We start from the raw sequence: 17,989 nt of genomic DNA, 5'->3' as shown, positions 1-17,989 counted from the left end.
GGAGGGTCAATGAACAGAGACGAGATAACAGCAAAGATCGCTGAACTTGAAAAGAAGATACAGATGGATAAGTTGCAAAATGCCGGGGCGGATGATGCCGGAAAAGTTACAGGACGCACTCAGTCAGGTGATATTGCTGACAGCTATGCGCTGTGCCTTGGCGGCGGCGGCGGTAAAGGAGCGTACCAGCTCGGGGTGTACAGAGCACTTGCAGAGTATGGACTTATGGACAAGGTTACAGCCATATCAGGAACTTCCATAGGTGCGATAAATGCCGTGCTCTTCGCGTGCAATGATCCTGACAGAAGCGAGGAGGCATGGAAGAAAATACATTTTGAGACGGTGTTTGACGTTGATCCTGATCTGATGTTCAATGATAAGCCTGGATTCATGTCACGCAGAGAGATGATAAGGCTCATGGACAGCTATGTGGATTATGGAAAGCTGTCTGATGGACAGGTCACCGTGTATGCAGCCATAGCTGAGTGTGTGCAGGAGGGCGAAAGACAGGCTGAGTATATAAGCCTTGCAGGAATGGATGCGGAGGAGATCAGGACAGTTGTCATGGCATCATCCACCCTGCCTATGCTCTATGAGTCTGTGACTTATAACGATAAGGAGTATTGTGATGGCGGTCTCGCCGACAATGTTCCGGTGAAGCCTTTGTATGATATGGGATGCAGGAATATCGTTGTGTGCGGACTCAACCCTGATTCGAAGAAGAATCTGTCGCCGTATCCTGATGCGGATGTCATAGAGATATATCCAAGCGTTAGTCTGGGTGATCTGATAGACGGAACGTTGAATTTCACAGCAAATTCGATCAAGTTTAGAAGTATGCTAGGATACAGGGATGCCATGAGAGCCCTGAAAGTTCATTTTGAGCATGACCCTGATTATATTGCGGCTCTGGATCATTACAGAGACATTGATCTTGCAGATATACAGACTCAGATGAGGATGGATGCTGCGGATTCTGGTGTGAAAGATACTATGGATAACATAGGCAGGATACTTGGTAAGCTAGGCATAGAGGAATAACTCCAGTCGGATTTACGCAGCTTTAAAGAAATAGATAAGGATACATAGAGATTATGAATGATTTGGAAAAAGTTATTGACGGCATAGATCTGGGGCTTCCAGCTCCGTTTGAGGAACCGGAGAGGCAGTATTATTTTATAAAAAAGGGCAGGGAGTATGTCACAGCAAGAAGCAAAGAGCTGGGACGTGACCTTACCTGTTCCATACAGACATTTGGCTGTCAGATGAATGTCCGGGATTCTGAGAAGCTTGCCGGAATACTTGAGCAGATGGGATATGTTAGGACCGAGTCCGAACATGCGGACTTTATAATATATAACACATGTACGGTCAGGGAGAATGCCAACAGAAAGGTTTATGGTCACCTTGGTCTCATGAAGCACCTCAAGGAGAAAAATCCTGAGATGAAGATAGCTCTGTGCGGATGCATGATGCAGGAGCAGCATGTGGTGACAACCATAAGCAAGAGCTATAGGTTTGTCGATATGGTATTTGGAACACACAATGTATATAAGCTTGCTGAGATATTTGTGAGCAGGATAGAATCCGGAAGCATGGTCATAGATATCTGGAAGGATGCCAAGGATGTCGTGGAGGATCTTCCTGCGGTGAGGGAATTCCCATTCAAATCAGGTGTAAATATCATGTTTGGATGCAACAATTTCTGTACCTACTGTATAGTTCCATATGTAAGAGGAAGGGAGCGAAGCAGAAATCCGGAGGATATCATAGCTGAGTGTGAGAGGCTTGCTGACGACGGAGTGGTAGAGATCATGCTCCTCGGGCAGAATGTCAATTCATATGGCAAGAATCTTGAGCATCCGATCACATTTGCGGAACTGTTGAGGCGTGTGTGTGCCATAGAGAAGATACAGAGAGTAAGATTCATGACCTCACATCCAAAGGATCTGTCGGATGAACTGATAGATGTCATCGCGGAGAATCAAAAGATCTGCAGACATCTCCATCTGCCGGTACAGTCGGGCTCGACAAAGATACTGAATGCGATGAACAGACGGTACACAAAAGAGTCATATCTTGCACTGGTTGACCGCATAAGGGCAAAGGTTCCGGAGATATCACTCACCACTGATATAATCGTGGGATTCCCTGGTGAGACCGAGGAGGATTTCCTTGAGACCATGGACGTGGTTGAGAAAGTACAGTATGACACCGCATTTACATTTATATATTCAAAGAGAACAGGAACTCCTGCCGCCGGAATGGAGAATGGTTCCACGAAGGAAGAGATACAGGATAGATACAACAGGCTTTTAAGGCGTGTGCAGGAGATAAGTGATGTGAAGACCATTGCGATAAAGGGACAGACACAGCCGGTTCTGGTTGAGGGCTTTGACGAGAAGGGCGACGGCCTTCTGACCGGAAGACTCTCCAACAACATACTTGTCCATTTCCCTGGGTGTGCGGAGATGGTTGGAAAGATCCTGAATGTAAAGCTTGTTGAGTGTAAGGGATTTTATTACATGGGTGAATTAGCAGAATAGGAGTAGTTGAAGTGGCAGCATTAACACCAATGATGGCTCAGTATATGGAAGTTAAGAATCAGTATAAGGACTGTATTCTCTTCTACAGACTGGGAGATTTCTACGAGATGTTCTTCGACGATGCCCTGACGGCATCCAGGGAACTTGAGATAACACTGACCGGCAGGGACTGTGGTCAGGAGGAGCGCGCACCAATGTGCGGTGTTCCGTATCATGCTTGTGACATATACCTGAACAAGCTGATAGAGAAGGGCTACAAGGTAGCCATATGTGAGCAGATGGAAGATCCGAAGCTCGCAAAGGGTATAGTAAAAAGAGAAGTTATACGTATAGTTACGCCTGGTACAAATATGTCCCAGGCTATTCTTGATGAGACGAGGAATAACTATCTCATGTGTATATTTGGCTGTAATGATGAGTATGGCGTGGCAGTGTGTGATATCACTACCGGAGAGTTCAGATCATGTCATATCTCATCCACATCCAAGCTGTACGATGAGATCAACAAATATTCACCGACGGAGATCATAGGGAATGAGGTTTTTCTGTCATGTGGCCTGAACTTTGATTACATGAAGGAGAAGATGAAGATAACGATATCGGAGGCTCCGTCTCATTATTTTAACGATGACACCTGTGAGGATTTCATTAAAAGACAGTTTAAGGCCGGATCAATAGATGGTCTCGGCATAGATGAGCAGGAGGATATGCTGCTGTCAGCGGGCGCACTTCTCCAGTATCTACATGAGACACAGAAGAACTCACTGGATCATATCAACAGAATAGATATATATTCCATAGAGGACTTCATGATCATAGACAGCTCATCCAGAAGGAATCTGGAGCTGACAGAGACACTCAGGGATAAGCAGAAGAGAGGCTCACTACTCTGGGTGCTTGACAAGACCAAAACGGCCATGGGAGCGAGAATGCTCAGAAATATGATAGAGCAGCCCCTTATCCACAAAGATGATATAGAAGCCAGACTTGACGCGATAACAGAGCTCAACGACTCTGTCATAACCAGAGACGAACTCCGTGAGTACATGAATACCATATACGATCTCGAGAGACTTATGACGAGGATATCGTTAAGAACAGCGAATCCGAGAGATCTTCTGGCATTTAAGACGTCCATACAGCTTCTGCCATTTATAATACAGCTTCTCGGTGAATTCCATTCGGATGAGCTCACCGAGATCAGGGATGGAATAGATGATCTGCAGGATCTCTATGACCTTCTTGACCGTGCCATAGTTGATGAGCCGCCTATACTTATCAGAGAGGGCGGAATATTCAAAGATGGCTATCTTGAGGACATAGACACTCTGAAGAATGCCACAACTGATGGCAAGAACTGGATCGCAGAGCTTGAGGCCAGAGAGAAGGAAAAGACCGGAATCAAGAATCTCAAGATAAAGTTTAATAAGGTGTTCGGATATTATTTTGATGTAACCAATTCATATAAGAGTCTTGTGCCGGATTATTTCATCAGAAAGCAGACACTTGCCAATTCTGAGAGATACACAACCGAGGAGCTTGACAGACTGGCTGGAGTTATACTCGGATCATCCGACAAGCTTGTTGCGCTGGAGTACGACACATATGTTGAGCTCAGGGACACCCTTGCTGCAGAGCTCACAAGGGTACAGAGAACAGCACACAGCATAGCCATGCTCGACGCTCTGTGTTCACTCTCATATGTGGCTGTTGCAAATGGGTATGTTAGACCTGAGATCAATACAGATGGAGTCATCGACATAAAGGACGGACGTCATCCGGTCGTTGAGAAGATGCTGAACAACGATATGTTCATCACAAACGACACATATCTGAACAACCATGAGAGCAGGATATCTATCATCACCGGTCCTAACATGGCTGGTAAATCCACATATATGAGACAGACTGCGCTCATAGTTCTCATGGCTCAGGTTGGAAGCTTTGTCCCTGCGGCATCTGCCAATATAGGCATATGCGACAGGATATTTACAAGAGTGGGAGCTTCCGACGACCTTGCATCAGGACAGTCCACATTTATGGTGGAGATGAGCGAGGTCGCAAATATACTCAGAAATGCCACGAAGAACAGCCTTCTCATCCTTGATGAGATAGGTCGAGGAACAAGCACATATGACGGTCTGGCGATCGCCTGGGCTGTCGTTGAGTATATAAGCAACAGTGAACTGCTCGGAGCAAAAACTCTGTTTGCGACACATTACCATGAGCTCACGGAGCTTGAGGGTAAGCTGTCGGCAGTCAACAACTACTGTATAGCGGTCAAGGAAGACGGAGACGACATAGTGTTCCTCAGAAAGATCGTCAAGGGCGGTGCCGACAGAAGCTACGGTATACAGGTTGCAAAGCTTGCCGGTGTGCCGGATGTCGTTATAGCGAGAGCAAATGAGATATGTAATCAGCTTATAGACAAGGACATAACAACCAAGCTGAAGGAGATAAAGGTTACAAATGATTTCAAGCCGAAGAAAGAAGACACCCAGATGTCAATGTTCGGCTCACTTGCCGAATCACAGGTGATCGAGGACATAAAGTGTGTTGATCTGTCCAACATGACACCTATGAAGGCGTTGCTTTATTTAAATGAATTGCAAGAGCGACTTAAATAATAAGGAGCGATAAGTGATGATAAAAGTATTAGACCAGAATACGATAAACAAGATAGCAGCCGGTGAGGTTATAGAGAAGCCGAGCTCGGTCATCAAGGAGCTTGTGGAAAATTCTATAGACTCAGGTGCCACAGCGGTAACCGTCGAGGTAAAGGGAGGCGGACTGTCATTTCTCAGAGTCACCGACAACGGAGCAGGCATAAAGAAGGATGAGGTCAAGCTTGCATTCCTCAGACATGCCACAAGTAAGCTTGTGACAGTCGAGGATCTCCTGAGTATCTCTTCTCTTGGTTTCCGTGGTGAGGCACTTGCAAGTATAGCGGCGGTTGCACAGGTTGAGATGATCACCAAGACCGCTGATGATGTGACCGGTCTCAGATACCAGATACATGGCGGTAAGGAGATATCCAGCGAGGAGATAGGTGCTCCGGGTGGAACAACCATAATTGTCAGAAATCTTTTTTACAATACACCGGCGAGAAAGAAGTTCATGAAGACTGATGCCACGGAGACAAGCTATATCTACGACTTGATGTGCCGTATATGCATGTCACACCCGGAGATCTCATTTAAGTTCATTACAAATGGAACAGACAAGCTGTTCACATCAGGCAATGGCAAACTCAGAGACATAATCTACCATATCTATGGAAGAGACATCACCTCAAATCTTCTTGAGATAAATGCGGAAAATGACTATATGAAGATCTCCGGATATATAGCAAGACCTTGTATATCAAGGGGCAACAGATCATTTGAGGGCTACTATGTAAATCACAGATATATAAAGAGTGCGGTGCTCACCAAGGCGATCGAGGATGCTTTCAGGACATTTGTCATGATACACAAGTTTCCATTCACCGAGATCAATTTCCAGGTGAGACCCGATCTCCTCGATGTAAATGTACATCCGACCAAGATGGAGTTGAAATTCGCCAACAGTCAGGATATATACAGCTTCACCTACAATGCCATAAGGGAGACACTGTTATTCAAGGAGCTCATTCCTGATGTGGCGCCGGGGAAGGATCCAAAGCCGGAGACCTTCAAGCAGAGGGATGTTGGCAAGGCACCGGAGGCGTTCGAGAATAAGAGGCGTGAGGCGATAGTCAGGGCAGAGGAGAGGACTGTACCGCAGAGTCAGCCTGAGCAGCTTTGTCCGGCAGAACCACAGACATTACCACAGCCGGTCCGCCCGGTTATAGAGATCATAGATGAGACTAGCAGCTCAAACAATAAAGGATCAGACGTCATAGATAATAACAAGACGGAGAAGCCGGCAGGAAACTACATATATGCGGATAGAAAGAATGATCTGGGGAGATCTGTAGTACAAAACAGGAATGTGGTAAACGAGAGTCCGGCATATACAGCTCCGGCACCTGCTAGACCTTCGGTCACAGCGGCAACACCAGACTCAACAGTATCTGCAGCTTCAGATGCAGCTTATATTGAGAAAGCCGGAAAAAAATATGTACAGCAGGATATGTTCCAGGAGAAGTTCCTGACAAAGGAGGCACGTGCTAAGCATAGACTCATAGGACAGCTGTTCAAGACATACTGGCTCATAGAGTACGATGGTAAGTTCTTCATAATGGATCAGCATGCCGCCCATGAGAAGGTTAAGTACGAAGAGCTTATGGAGAATTACAAGAATAAGAAGATATACTCACAGTATCTTATGCCTCCAGCGGTCGTTACACTCAGTGCCGCAGAGATAGAGTTTCTTCATGAAAATATGGAGATGTTCGAGGCACTTGGATATCAGATAGAGAACTTCGGAGGCAGGGAGTTCAAGCTGAACGCTGTTCCTGACAACCTGTTTGGCCTTGATGGCAGAGAGCTTTTCATAGACTTCATAGCGGATGCAAGCAGCAGTGCTAAAAAGGTGACCATAGATACATTTATACACAAGCTTTCCACCATGGCGTGCAAAGCTGCGATAAAGGGTAACACGGAGATAAGCTTCAAGGAGGCTGACGCACTTATAGATCAGCTATTAAAGCTTGAAAATCCATACACATGTCCTCATGGACGTCCGACTGTCATATCCATGACGGAGGCGGAGATTGAGAAGAAGTTTAAACGAATAGTGTAGGAGATTAACATGATGGATAAGAATATGAAACCACTGATAATCCTCACCGGCCCCACGGCTGTCGGCAAGACGGCACTGTCCATAGGACTGGCAAAGGCGGTGGATGGCGAGATCATATCCGCAGATTCCATGCAGGTATATAGAAAGATGAATATTGGAACGGCGAAGATAGAGCCGGAGGAGATGCAGGGGGTAAGGCATCATCTGATAGATATTCTGGATCCGGCAGAAGAGTTCAACGTTGTGTTTTTCAAGAAATATGCTCTTCGTGCTATGGAGGATATATATTCCCGGGGAAAAATTCCAATCATAGTAGGTGGTACCGGTTTCTATATCCAGGCGCTTTTGTATGATATAGATTTTGAGGAAAATGACAATGATATGTCATACAGGGAAAGGCTGCAGAACCTTGCAGATACCCACGGCAAGACATTTCTTCATGACATGCTAGCGGAGGTCGACCCTGAATCCGCTGAAAAGATACATGAGAACAATGTAAAAAGAGTGATACGGGCTCTTGAATTTTATAAAAAAACAGGTATGAAGATATCTGAACATAACGAGACTGAGTCGCAGAAGAAGTCACCATATAATTTTGAATATTTTGTGTTAAATGATGACAGACAGAAATTATATGATAGAATAGACAGACGGATAGATATCATGCTTGAGGCAGGGCTTCTGGACGAGGTAAAACTGCTTGTGAGCGAGGGTTACAGCAGGGAGCTGGTGTCAATGCAGGGGCTTGGCTACAAGGAGATAATCGATTATATTCAGGGCAGATGCACTCTGGATGAGGCAGTATATACGCTAAAGAGAGATACAAGGCATTTTGCCAAGAGACAGATCACATGGTTCAAGAGGGAAAAACATGTGACCTGGGTTGATAAAAGTGAGTACGACAGCGAGTCTGAAATATTGTCATTTATGCTGGACAGGCTTCGCGAAAAGGAGATTATACAGAGATGAAAGATATGTTAAAGGATTACTACAGATCACTGAATGTGGATGAAAAGGTGTTTGAATACTGCAACAGTGTGGAGGAGAAACTTAAGGATAGATTCGCAGCCATCGATGCTGTGAGTGAGATAAACCAGCTCAAGGTCCTGAAGGCCATGCAGGACAACAGATTGTCCGAGGCGCATTTTGCCGGCTCTTCAGGCTATGGCTATACAGATGACGGAAGAGATGCCCTTGAGAGGATATATGCAGATGTATTCCACACGGAAGATGCTCTTGTCAGGACACAGATAGTGTGCGGAACCCATGCACTCTGCACGGCCATGTTTGGTAATCTGCGCCCGGGAGATGAGATCCTTGCCATAGCGGGAAAGCCGTACGACACATTGGATGAGATCATTGGTATCAGGGAGTCAAGGGGTTCACTTGCAGAGTATGGTGTCACATATGCCCAGGTGGATCTGCTACCGAATGGAAACTTTGACATTGACGGAATAAAGAATGCGATCAATAGCCGCACAAGACTTGTGGAGATACAGAGATCTAAGGGATATGCAGTCAGAAAGACGCTGTCTGTACAGCAGATCGGTGAGGCCATAAAGGCGGTCAAGAGTGTAAATCCTGATATCATATGTATGGTAGATAACTGTTACGGAGAATTTGTACAGGATATAGAGCCGTCGGATGTTGGGGCTGATCTGGTAGTCGGCTCTCTTATCAAGAATCCGGGAGGCGGACTTGCACCGATAGGAGGTTATATATGCGGTAAGAAGGAGTATGTGGAGAATGCTTCATACAGACTCACGACTCCGGGACTCGGCAAGGAGGTTGGAGCCTCACTTGGCAATACAAAGGCTCTCACTCAGGGACTTTTCATGGCACCTACAGTTACTGCAAGTGCGCTTAAGGGTGCGATATTTGCAGCAAATGTATACGAGGGACTGGGCTTTAAGGCTGTTCCTGACAGCACAGAGGACAGATACGATATTATTCAGGCTGTTGAGCTTCAGACTCCTGAGAGGGTCGTGGCATTCTGTGAAGGAATCCAGGCTGCAGCGCCGGTTGACAGTTATGTAAGACCTGAGCCTTGGGACATGCCGGGCTATGATTCACCGGTCATCATGGCCGCTGGAGCATTTGTGTCTGGTTCATCCATTGAGCTCTCAGCGGATGCACCTATGCGCCCACCTTATGCGGTATATTTTCAGGGGGGACTTACATATCCCCATGCCAAGTACGGCATAATAATGTCATTACAGAAAATGGTAGAAAAAAACCTTATAGTATGGTAGATTAATTAGTCGGCCATATAAAATTTTCTCTGGAGCTTGGAGAGGCGGAAGGAGGAAATATGGATAAAAATTATTGCAAAGAGAATTTTGCAGGAGGACTTTCGGTCTCCATGAAAGAAATGTCGGAGACTGAGAGACCGTATGAGAAGAGCTTTAAGTATGGAGTTGAGGTTCTCACAGATGCTGAACTTCTGGCAGTCATCCTCAGAACCGGAAGCAGGAAGGCAAATGCGCTGTCCACAGCCTACAGGATATTGGATGCCCATCCGGTCCACAAGGGTATAGTGGGGCTTAATTACCTGACTGTGAGTGAACTTGAAGAGATAAGCGGAGTTGGAAAGGTAAAAGCAATACAGATGAAATGTCTGGCTGAGATATCCAGGAGAATGGCCAGGGCTTCATTTAAGCCGTTTTTGTCGTTCCAGTCCCCACAGAGCATTGCGGATTATTTCATGGAGAACACAAGATATCTCGAAAAGGAATACGTGTATCTCCTCATGTTTGATGCGAAGCATAAGCTCATAAAGGATGTCCGCATTTCAGAGGGAACAGTGAACAGTTCGATGTTATCTCCGAGAGAGGTGTTTGTGGAGGCGCTCAGATACGATGCTGTCTATATCATACTTGTGCATAACCACCCATCCGGAGATCCGACTCCGAGCGGTCAGGATATAGATATTACCAGAGAGATGGACAGAGCCGGGGAACTGATAGGGATAGAGCTTTCAGATCATATTATTTTGGGAAATAACTGCTATGTCAGCTTAGCTGAGCGAGGTATTTTATAATGAAACGAAGACGAAATAGGAACAGAAAAAGAATAGAGATCACACCGAGATATTTTTTGCTTGGACTCACAGGCTTTTGCGTTGTGCTCATGCTTGTATCTCTTTTTGCGGGAGGCATATTTGCACCGGTGAGGAATTTTACCAACATATTTGTCCAACCCATGCAGAAAGGGGTAAATACCATAGGCAGATGGGTTCAGAGCAAAACTGAGGCATTCCAGAATTATGACGCACTGTTAAAGGAGAATGAAACACTCAAGGATCAGCTTGAACAGAGTCAGAAGCAGGTGGCACAGTACCAGCAGAATTCGTATGAGCTCGAACGTCTTCAGGCACTTTATGAGCTTGATCTCCAGTATTCCGATTATAAGAAGACTGCTGCCAGGGTCATATCAAAGGATACCGGCGGATGGTTTCAGGTGTTCTATGTCGACAAGGGAACAGATGATGGTGTTGTCGAGGGCTGCAATGTCATGTATGGCAACGGCCTGTGTGGAATAGTCACAGAGGCCGGAAATGATTATGCCAAGGTAAGAGCCATCATAGACGATACATCAAATGTAAACGGAATGATATTACCGTCAGAGGCTATTTGTAATGTTGAGGGAAGTGTCAGCAATTATGAGAATGGCTATCTTATCGCTGAAAACATTGACAAGGACGCAGAGGTCGGAGTCGGCGATCAGGTCGTCACATCCTATGTGTCAAGCAAATATCTGTCGGGAATTAACATAGGGTATGTAACAAAAATAGAGGAAGATTCCAACAATCTTACAAAGACTGCATATATCACTCCGGCATGTGATTTTTCAAAGATACAGGAGGTACTCATAGTCCTCCAGACCAAGAAAACTGTTTCGGAGTAGAAGTAAAGAGGTTAAACAGACATTGAGAAGAGTTATCACACTTGGATTATTAATCATAATATGTTTTGTGCTTCAGTCAGCACTTTTTCCATATATTTCAGTTGCGGGTGCGACTCCCAATCTGATGCTCATCCTCACGGTGTCCTTTGGACTTATGAGAGGTCGAAAAGAGGGAATGTTGGTGGGATTTTTCTGTGGCTTTTTATATGATCTGTACTTTGGCTTTGCCATAGGCCCTTTTATGATCATATATATGCTCATTGGATACTGTAACGGATTTTTCCACAGACTGTACCTCGTGGAGGATGTACTGCTGCCTATCATCATCATAACACTTGATGATTTCATATTTAATTTCATAACATTTATAATATTCTTTGTAATGCGTAACAGACTCAGTTTTGGGCTGTACATGAAGGATATTATTTTGCCGGATATGATATACACAGCCATACTTACGATGATAGTATTCAAGCTGTTTGTCTTTATAAACAAGCGGCTGAAACGCGCTGAAAAAGGAAGTGAGACATAGTGATCAGAGATATATTAGAGATAATCAAAGATTTTATAGTAGAAAAGTTAAAGAGCCGTATTTTTTATGTCACTCTGTTTTTTTTGTGCCTGTCAGGCGTGCTTGTGTACAGATTGTTTAATCTTCAGATCATAAATGGAGAAAAATATCAGTCCAGCTTCCAGTACAAATCACTTAAGACGGTGTCGGTCAAGGCCACCAGAGGAAAGATTTACGACTGCAACGGAAAACTGCTTGCATCTAACGAATCTTCATACAATCTGAGTTTCACCAGCAATGCAGACCTCACTGAGGCGGCAGACAAGAAGAATATGTCGGTCAATGAGCTAAGAAATGAGATAGTTTATAAGACGATACTTATACTTGAGCAGAATGGAGACAGTCTGTCCGTGGAGCTTCCGATCAAGCTGGATGCAAATGGCAACATGAAATTCACGATAAGCGGCTCACAACTCAATACATTTTATATGAATGTTTATGGTGCAAGCTCAGTTGAAGCCCTCACCGATGCACAGAAGAATGCTACAGCAAGGGAAGTATTTGACTATATGAGAAGTGATGAACTTTTCAATATCTCGGGTGATTATTCGGATGCCTATGTGCTCAAGATCCTTGCCGTGAGATATGAGGTATGGCTCAACAGATACCAGCAGTACATGACAGTGGATATCGCCAACAATATAAGTCAGCAGAGCTATGCTGCGATAACTGAGAATATGGATACACTGCTCGGAATGGATGTGAGTATTGAATCAAACAGAGTATACAATGATGCCATATATTTTTCGCATATAATCGGATATATCGGCAACATTTCAAATGAGGAGCTCGAGGAGTACAATGCGAAGCTTGACGAGGATCAGCAGTATGATTCCAATGATATGGTTGGAAAGCTTGGTTTGGAACAGTCGTACGAGGATCAGCTTCGTGGTGTTGACGGTTCCCAGAAGATGTACGTTGACAACATGGGAAAAGTCCTTGAGATTATAGAAAAAACTGATTCTGTTGCAGGAAACGATATTTACCTCACACTTGACTCTGATCTTCAGAAATACTGCTACAACGCACTTGAAAAGGAATTGTCGTATATTCTCCTTGCAAATCTCAAGAACGTGACGACATCCAAGGAGAAAGAGGATATACCTATAACGGATGTGTACTCGGCATTCTTTGACAACAACATTATAGACATAAAGGCCCTTAATGCTGCGAATGCAACTGACAATGAAAAGAATGTGTACAACACATTTGTATCAAGCAAGCAGTACACACTCAATGCGCTTTCGGACATTCTGAAGAGCAGTCACACGGAACTGTATAATCTTTCGGATCAGTACAAGGATTATATGGAGTTTATATGTGAGACGCTGAGCTCAAACGGCATATATGACAGCAGTGCAGTGGATAAGGACAGTGACACATATAACAACTATGTAAATGACAAGATATCATTATATGAGTATCTGAAATACTGCATAAGCCAGGGAGTAATAGACATAACCGGCATTCAGACAAGCAGTGATTATTATGATACGGATGAGATATACAATGTTATTGTCGATTATGTACTCAAAGAATTTGAGGATGACTCCGATTTCGACAAACGAGTCTTCAAATATATGATATTATCAGGTGAAATAACAGGTTCCCAGGTAATATACCTGTTATACGACCAGGGAATCCTTAATAGTACAACAGACGAAGATTACGAGGGATTTACGTCAGGAGTCCTCAGCAATTTTGAATTTATTTACAGAAAGATCAAAAAGCTTGAGATAACACCTGCCATGCTTGCTCTTGACCCATGCTCGGGATCCATCGTGGTGGTCGATCCGGCGACAGGAGCTGTAAGGGCTATGGTAAGCTACCCAAGCTACGACAACAACAAGCTCACAAATGTGATCGATCCTGACTATTATGCCAAGATAACAGAAGATAAGACGACCCCTATGTACAATCGTGCAACCATGCAGAGAACTGCACCGGGTTCCACATACAAGATGCTCATTGCTGCAGCGGGTCTGCAGGAGGGCGTTATAGACGTTGGATCAGTGATAACTGATTACGGTACATTCTCAAAGGTTGTTCCTTCACCGGCCTGCTGGCTCAGAAGCGGACACGGAACGCTTGGTCTCGCTGACGCCATAGAGGTATCGTGTAACGGTTTCTTCTATGAGGTTGGATACCGTCTTGCCACAGACAGCAAGGGAGTATATCAGGATGCACAGGGAATAGATAAGATACAGAAGTACGCTTCGTTATTTGGACTTGACCAGAAGTCAGGTGTGGAGATAGAAGAGATGGATCCGCATGTGTCAGATACTGATGCGGTACGTTCTTCTATCGGACAGGGTACAAATAACTATGCGCCTGTCCAGCTTGCCAGATATGTGACAACCATCGCCAATGAGGGCAACTGTTATGACCTGACACTGGTGAACGAGATAAAAAATATAGATGGAAGAACAGTGTATAAGAGTGACAACGTTCCTAAGAATACAGTTGATCTGACGGACAGCCAGTGGGCGGTCATAAAACGGGGAATGCGTCAGATGGTAAGTGACCACACAAGTCCATCGGCTCTTATAAATCAGATAAATGTCAATGTTGCCGGCAAGACGGGAACAGCAGAGGAGGATACCACAAGGCCGGATCACGCATTGTTTGTGTCATTTGCGCCTTATGAGAACCCTGAGGTCAGTGTAACATGTGTTATTCCACATGGATATACATCGGGTAACGCAGAGGAGCTTGCCGGAATGGTGTACGCATATATGTATGACCCTGACAAGCTTGATACGCTTGACATAACAGGAAACAACCAGATGTCAGATTAATTGAGATACCAAAGATATATCACAGAACCTGTGTGTAGGAAATAATATGACAGGAGCAGATGATATGGATGGTATGGACAGATTATCAATCAAGGCAGACAGATCAGGCATAGTTGTCTATGTACCGGCGGCTATGTCTGTAAATGATATCTGCTGCGATCTGTATTGCAGGATCCTCGATAATATAAGTGCCTTCCAGAAAAAAGGAACTGTATGTATATCTTTCAGGGGATGTACCCTGGAGCGTGGAGACACGGAGGAGATAATCAGTTTTTTAAACAGCATTGATAAGATTCATGTCAGATTTGCAGCTAAACCTGACATAGATCAATATACAGGTTCCGGTGTCCGGGATGATGGGGATCGTGAACCACAACAGGCAAAAGTCAGTATGGCTTTGCCGGATATGACTAAAACGCACAGTGACAATGAAAGACCATATATCTTCCGCGGTGACATAGGGAGAAAGCAGACCCTTGAGATCAGGGGAAATGTCATTATCCTCGGAGATGTTGCCAGGGATGCCAGGGTTGTATCCGGTAAGAATATCGTGGTCGTTGGGGAACTGGCGGGAGCTGCCATAGCGGGTAAGCTGGCGGCTGGAAACAATTTCATAATAGCGATGAGAATGTGCCCACAGCTTTTGCAGATAGGAAAAGCGAAAAGTACAGGAATCAGACTTCCGGGTGCAAAAAGAATGCCAATGATAGCTACGAATGATGAAGGAATCATAAATATAACCTACATATGATAGTAAATTTAGGAGGATTTTTATTATGTGTGAAGTTATTGTTGTTACATCAGGAAAAGGCGGAGTTGGCAAGACGACCACATCGGCGAATATAGGAACCGGTCTTGCGTCCCTCGGGAACAGAGTGGTGATGATAGATACAGATATAGGTCTCAGAAACCTGGATGTTGTGCTTGGCCTGGAAAACCGCATAGTCTATAATCTGATAGATGTAATAGAGGGAAACTGCAGATATAAGCAGGCTCTTATAAAGGCGAGGAACTACAACAATCTGTACCTGCTGCCTTGCGCGCAGACCAGGGATAAGACAGCGGTCAGCCCGGAACAGATCATCAAGCTCATAGACGAGATAAGAGACGAGTATGACTACATAATCATTGACTGCCCGGCCGGTATAGAACAGGGCTTTAAGAACGCCATAGCTGCTGCTGACAGGGCTGTCATAGTGACAACTCCCGAGGTCTCGGCCATAAGGGATGCAGACAGGATAATCGGTCTGCTCGAGGCGTATGGAATTGAAAAACAGCACCTCATAATCAACAGGATAAGATATGATATGGTCAAAAAGGGCAATATGATGTCCGTCGATGATGTGGTTGATATACTTGCAGTGGATCTGCTTGGAGTAATCGCCGATGATGAGGACATAGTCATATCGACAAACAAAGGAGAACCGGTCGTGTGCAGCAACACGAAATCGGGACATGCATATATGAATATATGCAGAAAGATAGTGGATGATTCCCTTGAAGTTGAAGATTATTATTCAGGGAAGAACCGCTCACTGCGTTCGCTTTTCAGACGTAAAAGAGCCTGAAGGGAGGAATATGGGGATGAATAAGATATATTTATATAACACAGGAAGTTATGCCAAAGAAAGGCTTATAAGCATGCTGGCTTCAGACAGGATAGGGTGTAATCCGGATTTCCTGGACGATATGAAGCATACCATAAAGCAGGAGATAGACAGATACATCAATGTAAAGGAATCAGATATCGATATCCAGGTCAAGGAGCGTATGCTAGTGGCATATATTCCATTGTTAAGCGTGGATACAGAGAAGAAGGATAACGAATATACATACAGAACAATAGGACGAGGATCAGTGAATTATGAACTTATTCAAGAAGGATCAACTGAACTTAAAACAATTCAGTCTTGATCAGGATCAAAAAAAATACAGTATACTGGATTACAATTTCAAATTGTTTTTCCTGATAATAGCAGCCATGGCCATGGGTACTGTGATCATAGTGAGCGTAGATGAGACAAAACTCACAAAGCAGTTGATCGGTGCCGGGGTGTGTATACTGGGAATGATAATAGTATCACTCATAGACTATAATTTCATATGCAAATACTACATGGTACTATACGCTGCAAATATAGTGCTGTTGGGACTTGTACTGGTGGCAGGATCAGGTGCGGATTCCCATGGAGCCAGCAGATGGTTCCAGATATCCGATTCATTTACCATACAGCCATCGGAGTTTGCCAAGATAATACTGATAATCTGCACGGCTGTTTTTCTTGAAAAACATGCGGATGATCTGAACACGGCAAAGACGCTGCTGAAGCTTGCAGCTTTCCTTGCAATACCGATCGGACTTATATTTGCCGAGCCGGATCTTTCAACCACGATATGTATATGTGCAACATTGTTTATAGTCATATTTATAGCGGGGCTCTCACTCAAGATAATAGGTATTGCGGTACTGATACTCATACCATTCTTTGGAGGCTTCTTCTGGTATATCCAGCAGGACAACCTGCCTCAGTTTCTGAACGGATATCAGAGACAGCGTATACTTGGACATATGTATGGAGGCGGATCCACCCAGGATCAGCAGAACAACTCGATCATGGCCATAGGATCGGGACAGTTGACCGGTAAGGGGATCAACAGCTCTGATGTGGCAACCGTAAAAGATACAAATCTCATATCTGAGCAGCAGACAGACTTTATATTCTCGGCAGTGGGAGAAGAATTAGGTTTCATCGGAAGTGTTATTATTATTGCAATTTTACTGCTCATAGTGTTACAATGTATTAGGGTTGCTAGGCGTTCCGGTGATAAAAAGGGAATGTATATAGCAACAGGTATGGCAGCACTGGTCAGCATCCAGTCATTTATCAATATTGGTGTTGCCACATCCATACTTCCGAACACGGGATTACCTTTGCCATTCATAAGTTACGGACTGAGTTCACTCGTCAGTTTGTGTGCCGGAATGGGCATGGTTCTCAATATAAATTTGCAAAAGAAAAAGTATTAGGAGGATTTTCATGAATATTGGTTTGATAGCACATGATGCTAAGAAAAAACTGATGCAGAACTTCTGTATAGCATATAGAGGAATTCTTAATAAGCATGAGCTTTACGCAACAGGAACTACCGGAAGACTTATTGAGGAGGTTACCAATCTTACAGTTCACAAATATATTGCAGGACATCTTGGCGGTGAGCAGCAGCTCGGATCACAGATAGAGAACAATGACATCGATATGGTCATCTTTCTGAGAGATCCGCTTCATCCAAAGAATCATGAACCTGATATAAACAACATATTTACATTGTGTGATACACATAATATTCCGCTTGCGACTAATCTGGCAACTGCCGAGCTTCTTATACTGGCACTTGACAGAGGAGATCTTGACTGGCGTGAATTCTACAAGTAAATATATTTC

General features: G+C 44.4%; 15 protein-coding genes. All 15 read left to right on the top strand.

What is annotated here, in order from left to right:
• Positions 1-9: 9 nt before the first annotated feature.
• From DXD11_RS03280 to DXD11_RS03210, 15 genes are read left to right on the top strand one after another with little or no spacing between them, the layout of a single operon-like run.
• A complete protein-coding gene (locus DXD11_RS03280; protein ID WP_118757759.1) occupies positions 10-1,041 on the top strand; it encodes a patatin-like phospholipase family protein in 1,032 nt (343 codons plus the stop codon).
• 53 nt (positions 1,042-1,094) lie between these two features.
• Positions 1,095-2,546 (top strand): tRNA (N6-isopentenyl adenosine(37)-C2)-methylthiotransferase MiaB, encoded by a 1,452-nt coding sequence (gene miaB / locus DXD11_RS03275; RefSeq protein ID WP_118757758.1) that lies wholly within the window; start codon positions 1,095-1,097, stop codon positions 2,544-2,546.
• A gap of 29 nt (positions 2,547-2,575) precedes the next feature.
• Complete coding sequence (mutS, locus tag DXD11_RS03270; RefSeq protein ID WP_118757872.1) at positions 2,576-5,173, top strand: DNA mismatch repair protein MutS; 2,598 nt, start codon at positions 2,576-2,578, stop codon at positions 5,171-5,173.
• Between the two features lie 16 nt (positions 5,174-5,189).
• Positions 5,190-7,271 (top strand): DNA mismatch repair endonuclease MutL, encoded by a 2,082-nt coding sequence (gene mutL, locus DXD11_RS03265; protein WP_118757757.1) that lies wholly within the window; start codon positions 5,190-5,192, stop codon positions 7,269-7,271.
• A 12-nt stretch (positions 7,272-7,283) separates the two neighbouring features.
• Entirely contained in the window at positions 7,284-8,240 is a 957-nt protein-coding gene (gene miaA / locus DXD11_RS03260; protein WP_243105808.1) for a tRNA (adenosine(37)-N6)-dimethylallyltransferase MiaA, read from the top strand.
• The gene (locus DXD11_RS03255; RefSeq protein ID WP_117548968.1) at positions 8,237-9,523 is read left to right on the top strand and encodes a methionine gamma-lyase family protein; all 1,287 of its coding nucleotides are present in this window, start codon (positions 8,237-8,239) and stop codon (positions 9,521-9,523) included. Before miaA ends, DXD11_RS03255 begins: the two co-directional genes overlap by 4 nt.
• 59 nt (positions 9,524-9,582) lie before the next feature.
• Complete coding sequence (radC, locus tag DXD11_RS03250; protein ID WP_015534923.1) at positions 9,583-10,311, top strand: RadC family protein; 729 nt, start codon at positions 9,583-9,585, stop codon at positions 10,309-10,311.
• Positions 10,311-11,177 (top strand): rod shape-determining protein MreC, encoded by an 867-nt coding sequence (gene mreC, locus DXD11_RS03245; RefSeq protein WP_242992607.1) that lies wholly within the window; start codon positions 10,311-10,313, stop codon positions 11,175-11,177. Before radC ends, mreC begins: the two co-directional genes overlap by 1 nt.
• Before the next feature lie 22 nt (positions 11,178-11,199).
• Complete coding sequence (mreD, locus tag DXD11_RS03240; protein ID WP_022216476.1) at positions 11,200-11,709, top strand: rod shape-determining protein MreD; 510 nt, start codon at positions 11,200-11,202, stop codon at positions 11,707-11,709.
• The gene (locus DXD11_RS03235) at positions 11,709-14,546 is read left to right on the top strand and encodes a penicillin-binding transpeptidase domain-containing protein (RefSeq protein ID WP_118757756.1); all 2,838 of its coding nucleotides are present in this window, start codon (positions 11,709-11,711) and stop codon (positions 14,544-14,546) included. The genes mreD and DXD11_RS03235 overlap by 1 nt, the downstream gene beginning before the upstream one ends.
• A 46-nt stretch (positions 14,547-14,592) precedes the next feature.
• A complete protein-coding gene (locus DXD11_RS03230) occupies positions 14,593-15,297 on the top strand; it encodes a septum site-determining protein MinC (RefSeq protein ID WP_055144455.1) in 705 nt (234 codons plus the stop codon).
• Between the two features lie 25 nt (positions 15,298-15,322).
• Positions 15,323-16,114 carry a septum site-determining protein MinD gene (gene minD / locus DXD11_RS03225; RefSeq protein ID WP_022216474.1) on the top strand — a complete coding sequence of 264 codons (792 nt, stop codon included), beginning with the start codon at positions 15,323-15,325 and terminating at the stop codon, positions 16,112-16,114.
• A 16-nt stretch (positions 16,115-16,130) separates the two neighbouring features.
• Positions 16,131-16,460 carry a cell division topological specificity factor MinE gene (locus DXD11_RS03220; protein WP_117548966.1) on the top strand — a complete coding sequence of 110 codons (330 nt, stop codon included), beginning with the start codon at positions 16,131-16,133 and terminating at the stop codon, positions 16,458-16,460.
• Positions 16,411-17,574, top strand: a complete 1,164-nt coding sequence (locus DXD11_RS03215; protein WP_117548965.1) for an FtsW/RodA/SpoVE family cell cycle protein — start codon at positions 16,411-16,413, stop codon at positions 17,572-17,574. Before DXD11_RS03220 ends, DXD11_RS03215 begins: the two co-directional genes overlap by 50 nt.
• Before the next feature lie 10 nt (positions 17,575-17,584).
• Positions 17,585-17,980, top strand: coding sequence for a methylglyoxal synthase (locus tag DXD11_RS03210; RefSeq protein WP_022216472.1), 396 nt, complete (start codon positions 17,585-17,587; stop codon positions 17,978-17,980).
• The last annotated feature ends 9 nt before the right edge of the window (positions 17,981-17,989 follow it).

This window comes from Coprococcus sp. TF11-13, assembly GCF_003481085.1.
In the GTDB taxonomy this organism is placed as follows: domain Bacteria; phylum Bacillota; class Clostridia; order Lachnospirales; family Lachnospiraceae; genus Coprococcus; species Coprococcus aceti.
This window is presented reverse-complemented; position numbering and strand designations above follow the sequence as displayed.

Bases quoted from the DNA above. Each gene is read 5' to 3' on its own strand.
- DXD11_RS03255 (WP_117548968.1), top strand. From the start codon at position 8,237: ATGAAAGATATGTTAAAGGATTACTACAGATCACTGAATGTGGATGAA.
- miaB (WP_118757758.1), top strand. From the start codon at position 1,095: ATGAATGATTTGGAAAAAGTTATTGACGGCATAGATCTGGGGCTTCCA.
- radC (WP_015534923.1), top strand. From the start codon at position 9,583: ATGGATAAAAATTATTGCAAAGAGAATTTTGCAGGAGGACTTTCGGTC.
- mutS (WP_118757872.1), top strand. From the start codon at position 2,576: ATGATGGCTCAGTATATGGAAGTTAAGAATCAGTATAAGGACTGTATT.
- DXD11_RS03280 (WP_118757759.1), top strand. From the start codon at position 10: ATGAACAGAGACGAGATAACAGCAAAGATCGCTGAACTTGAAAAGAAG.
- mutL (WP_118757757.1), top strand. From the start codon at position 5,190: ATGATAAAAGTATTAGACCAGAATACGATAAACAAGATAGCAGCCGGT.
- DXD11_RS03220 (WP_117548966.1), top strand. From the start codon at position 16,131: ATGAATAAGATATATTTATATAACACAGGAAGTTATGCCAAAGAAAGG.
- DXD11_RS03210 (WP_022216472.1), top strand. From the start codon at position 17,585: ATGAATATTGGTTTGATAGCACATGATGCTAAGAAAAAACTGATGCAG.
- miaA (WP_243105808.1), top strand. From the start codon at position 7,284: ATGGATAAGAATATGAAACCACTGATAATCCTCACCGGCCCCACGGCT.
- DXD11_RS03215 (WP_117548965.1), top strand. From the start codon at position 16,411: ATGAACTTATTCAAGAAGGATCAACTGAACTTAAAACAATTCAGTCTT.
- DXD11_RS03230 (WP_055144455.1), top strand. From the start codon at position 14,593: ATGACAGGAGCAGATGATATGGATGGTATGGACAGATTATCAATCAAG.
- mreC (WP_242992607.1), top strand. From the start codon at position 10,311: ATGAAACGAAGACGAAATAGGAACAGAAAAAGAATAGAGATCACACCG.
- minD (WP_022216474.1), top strand. From the start codon at position 15,323: ATGTGTGAAGTTATTGTTGTTACATCAGGAAAAGGCGGAGTTGGCAAG.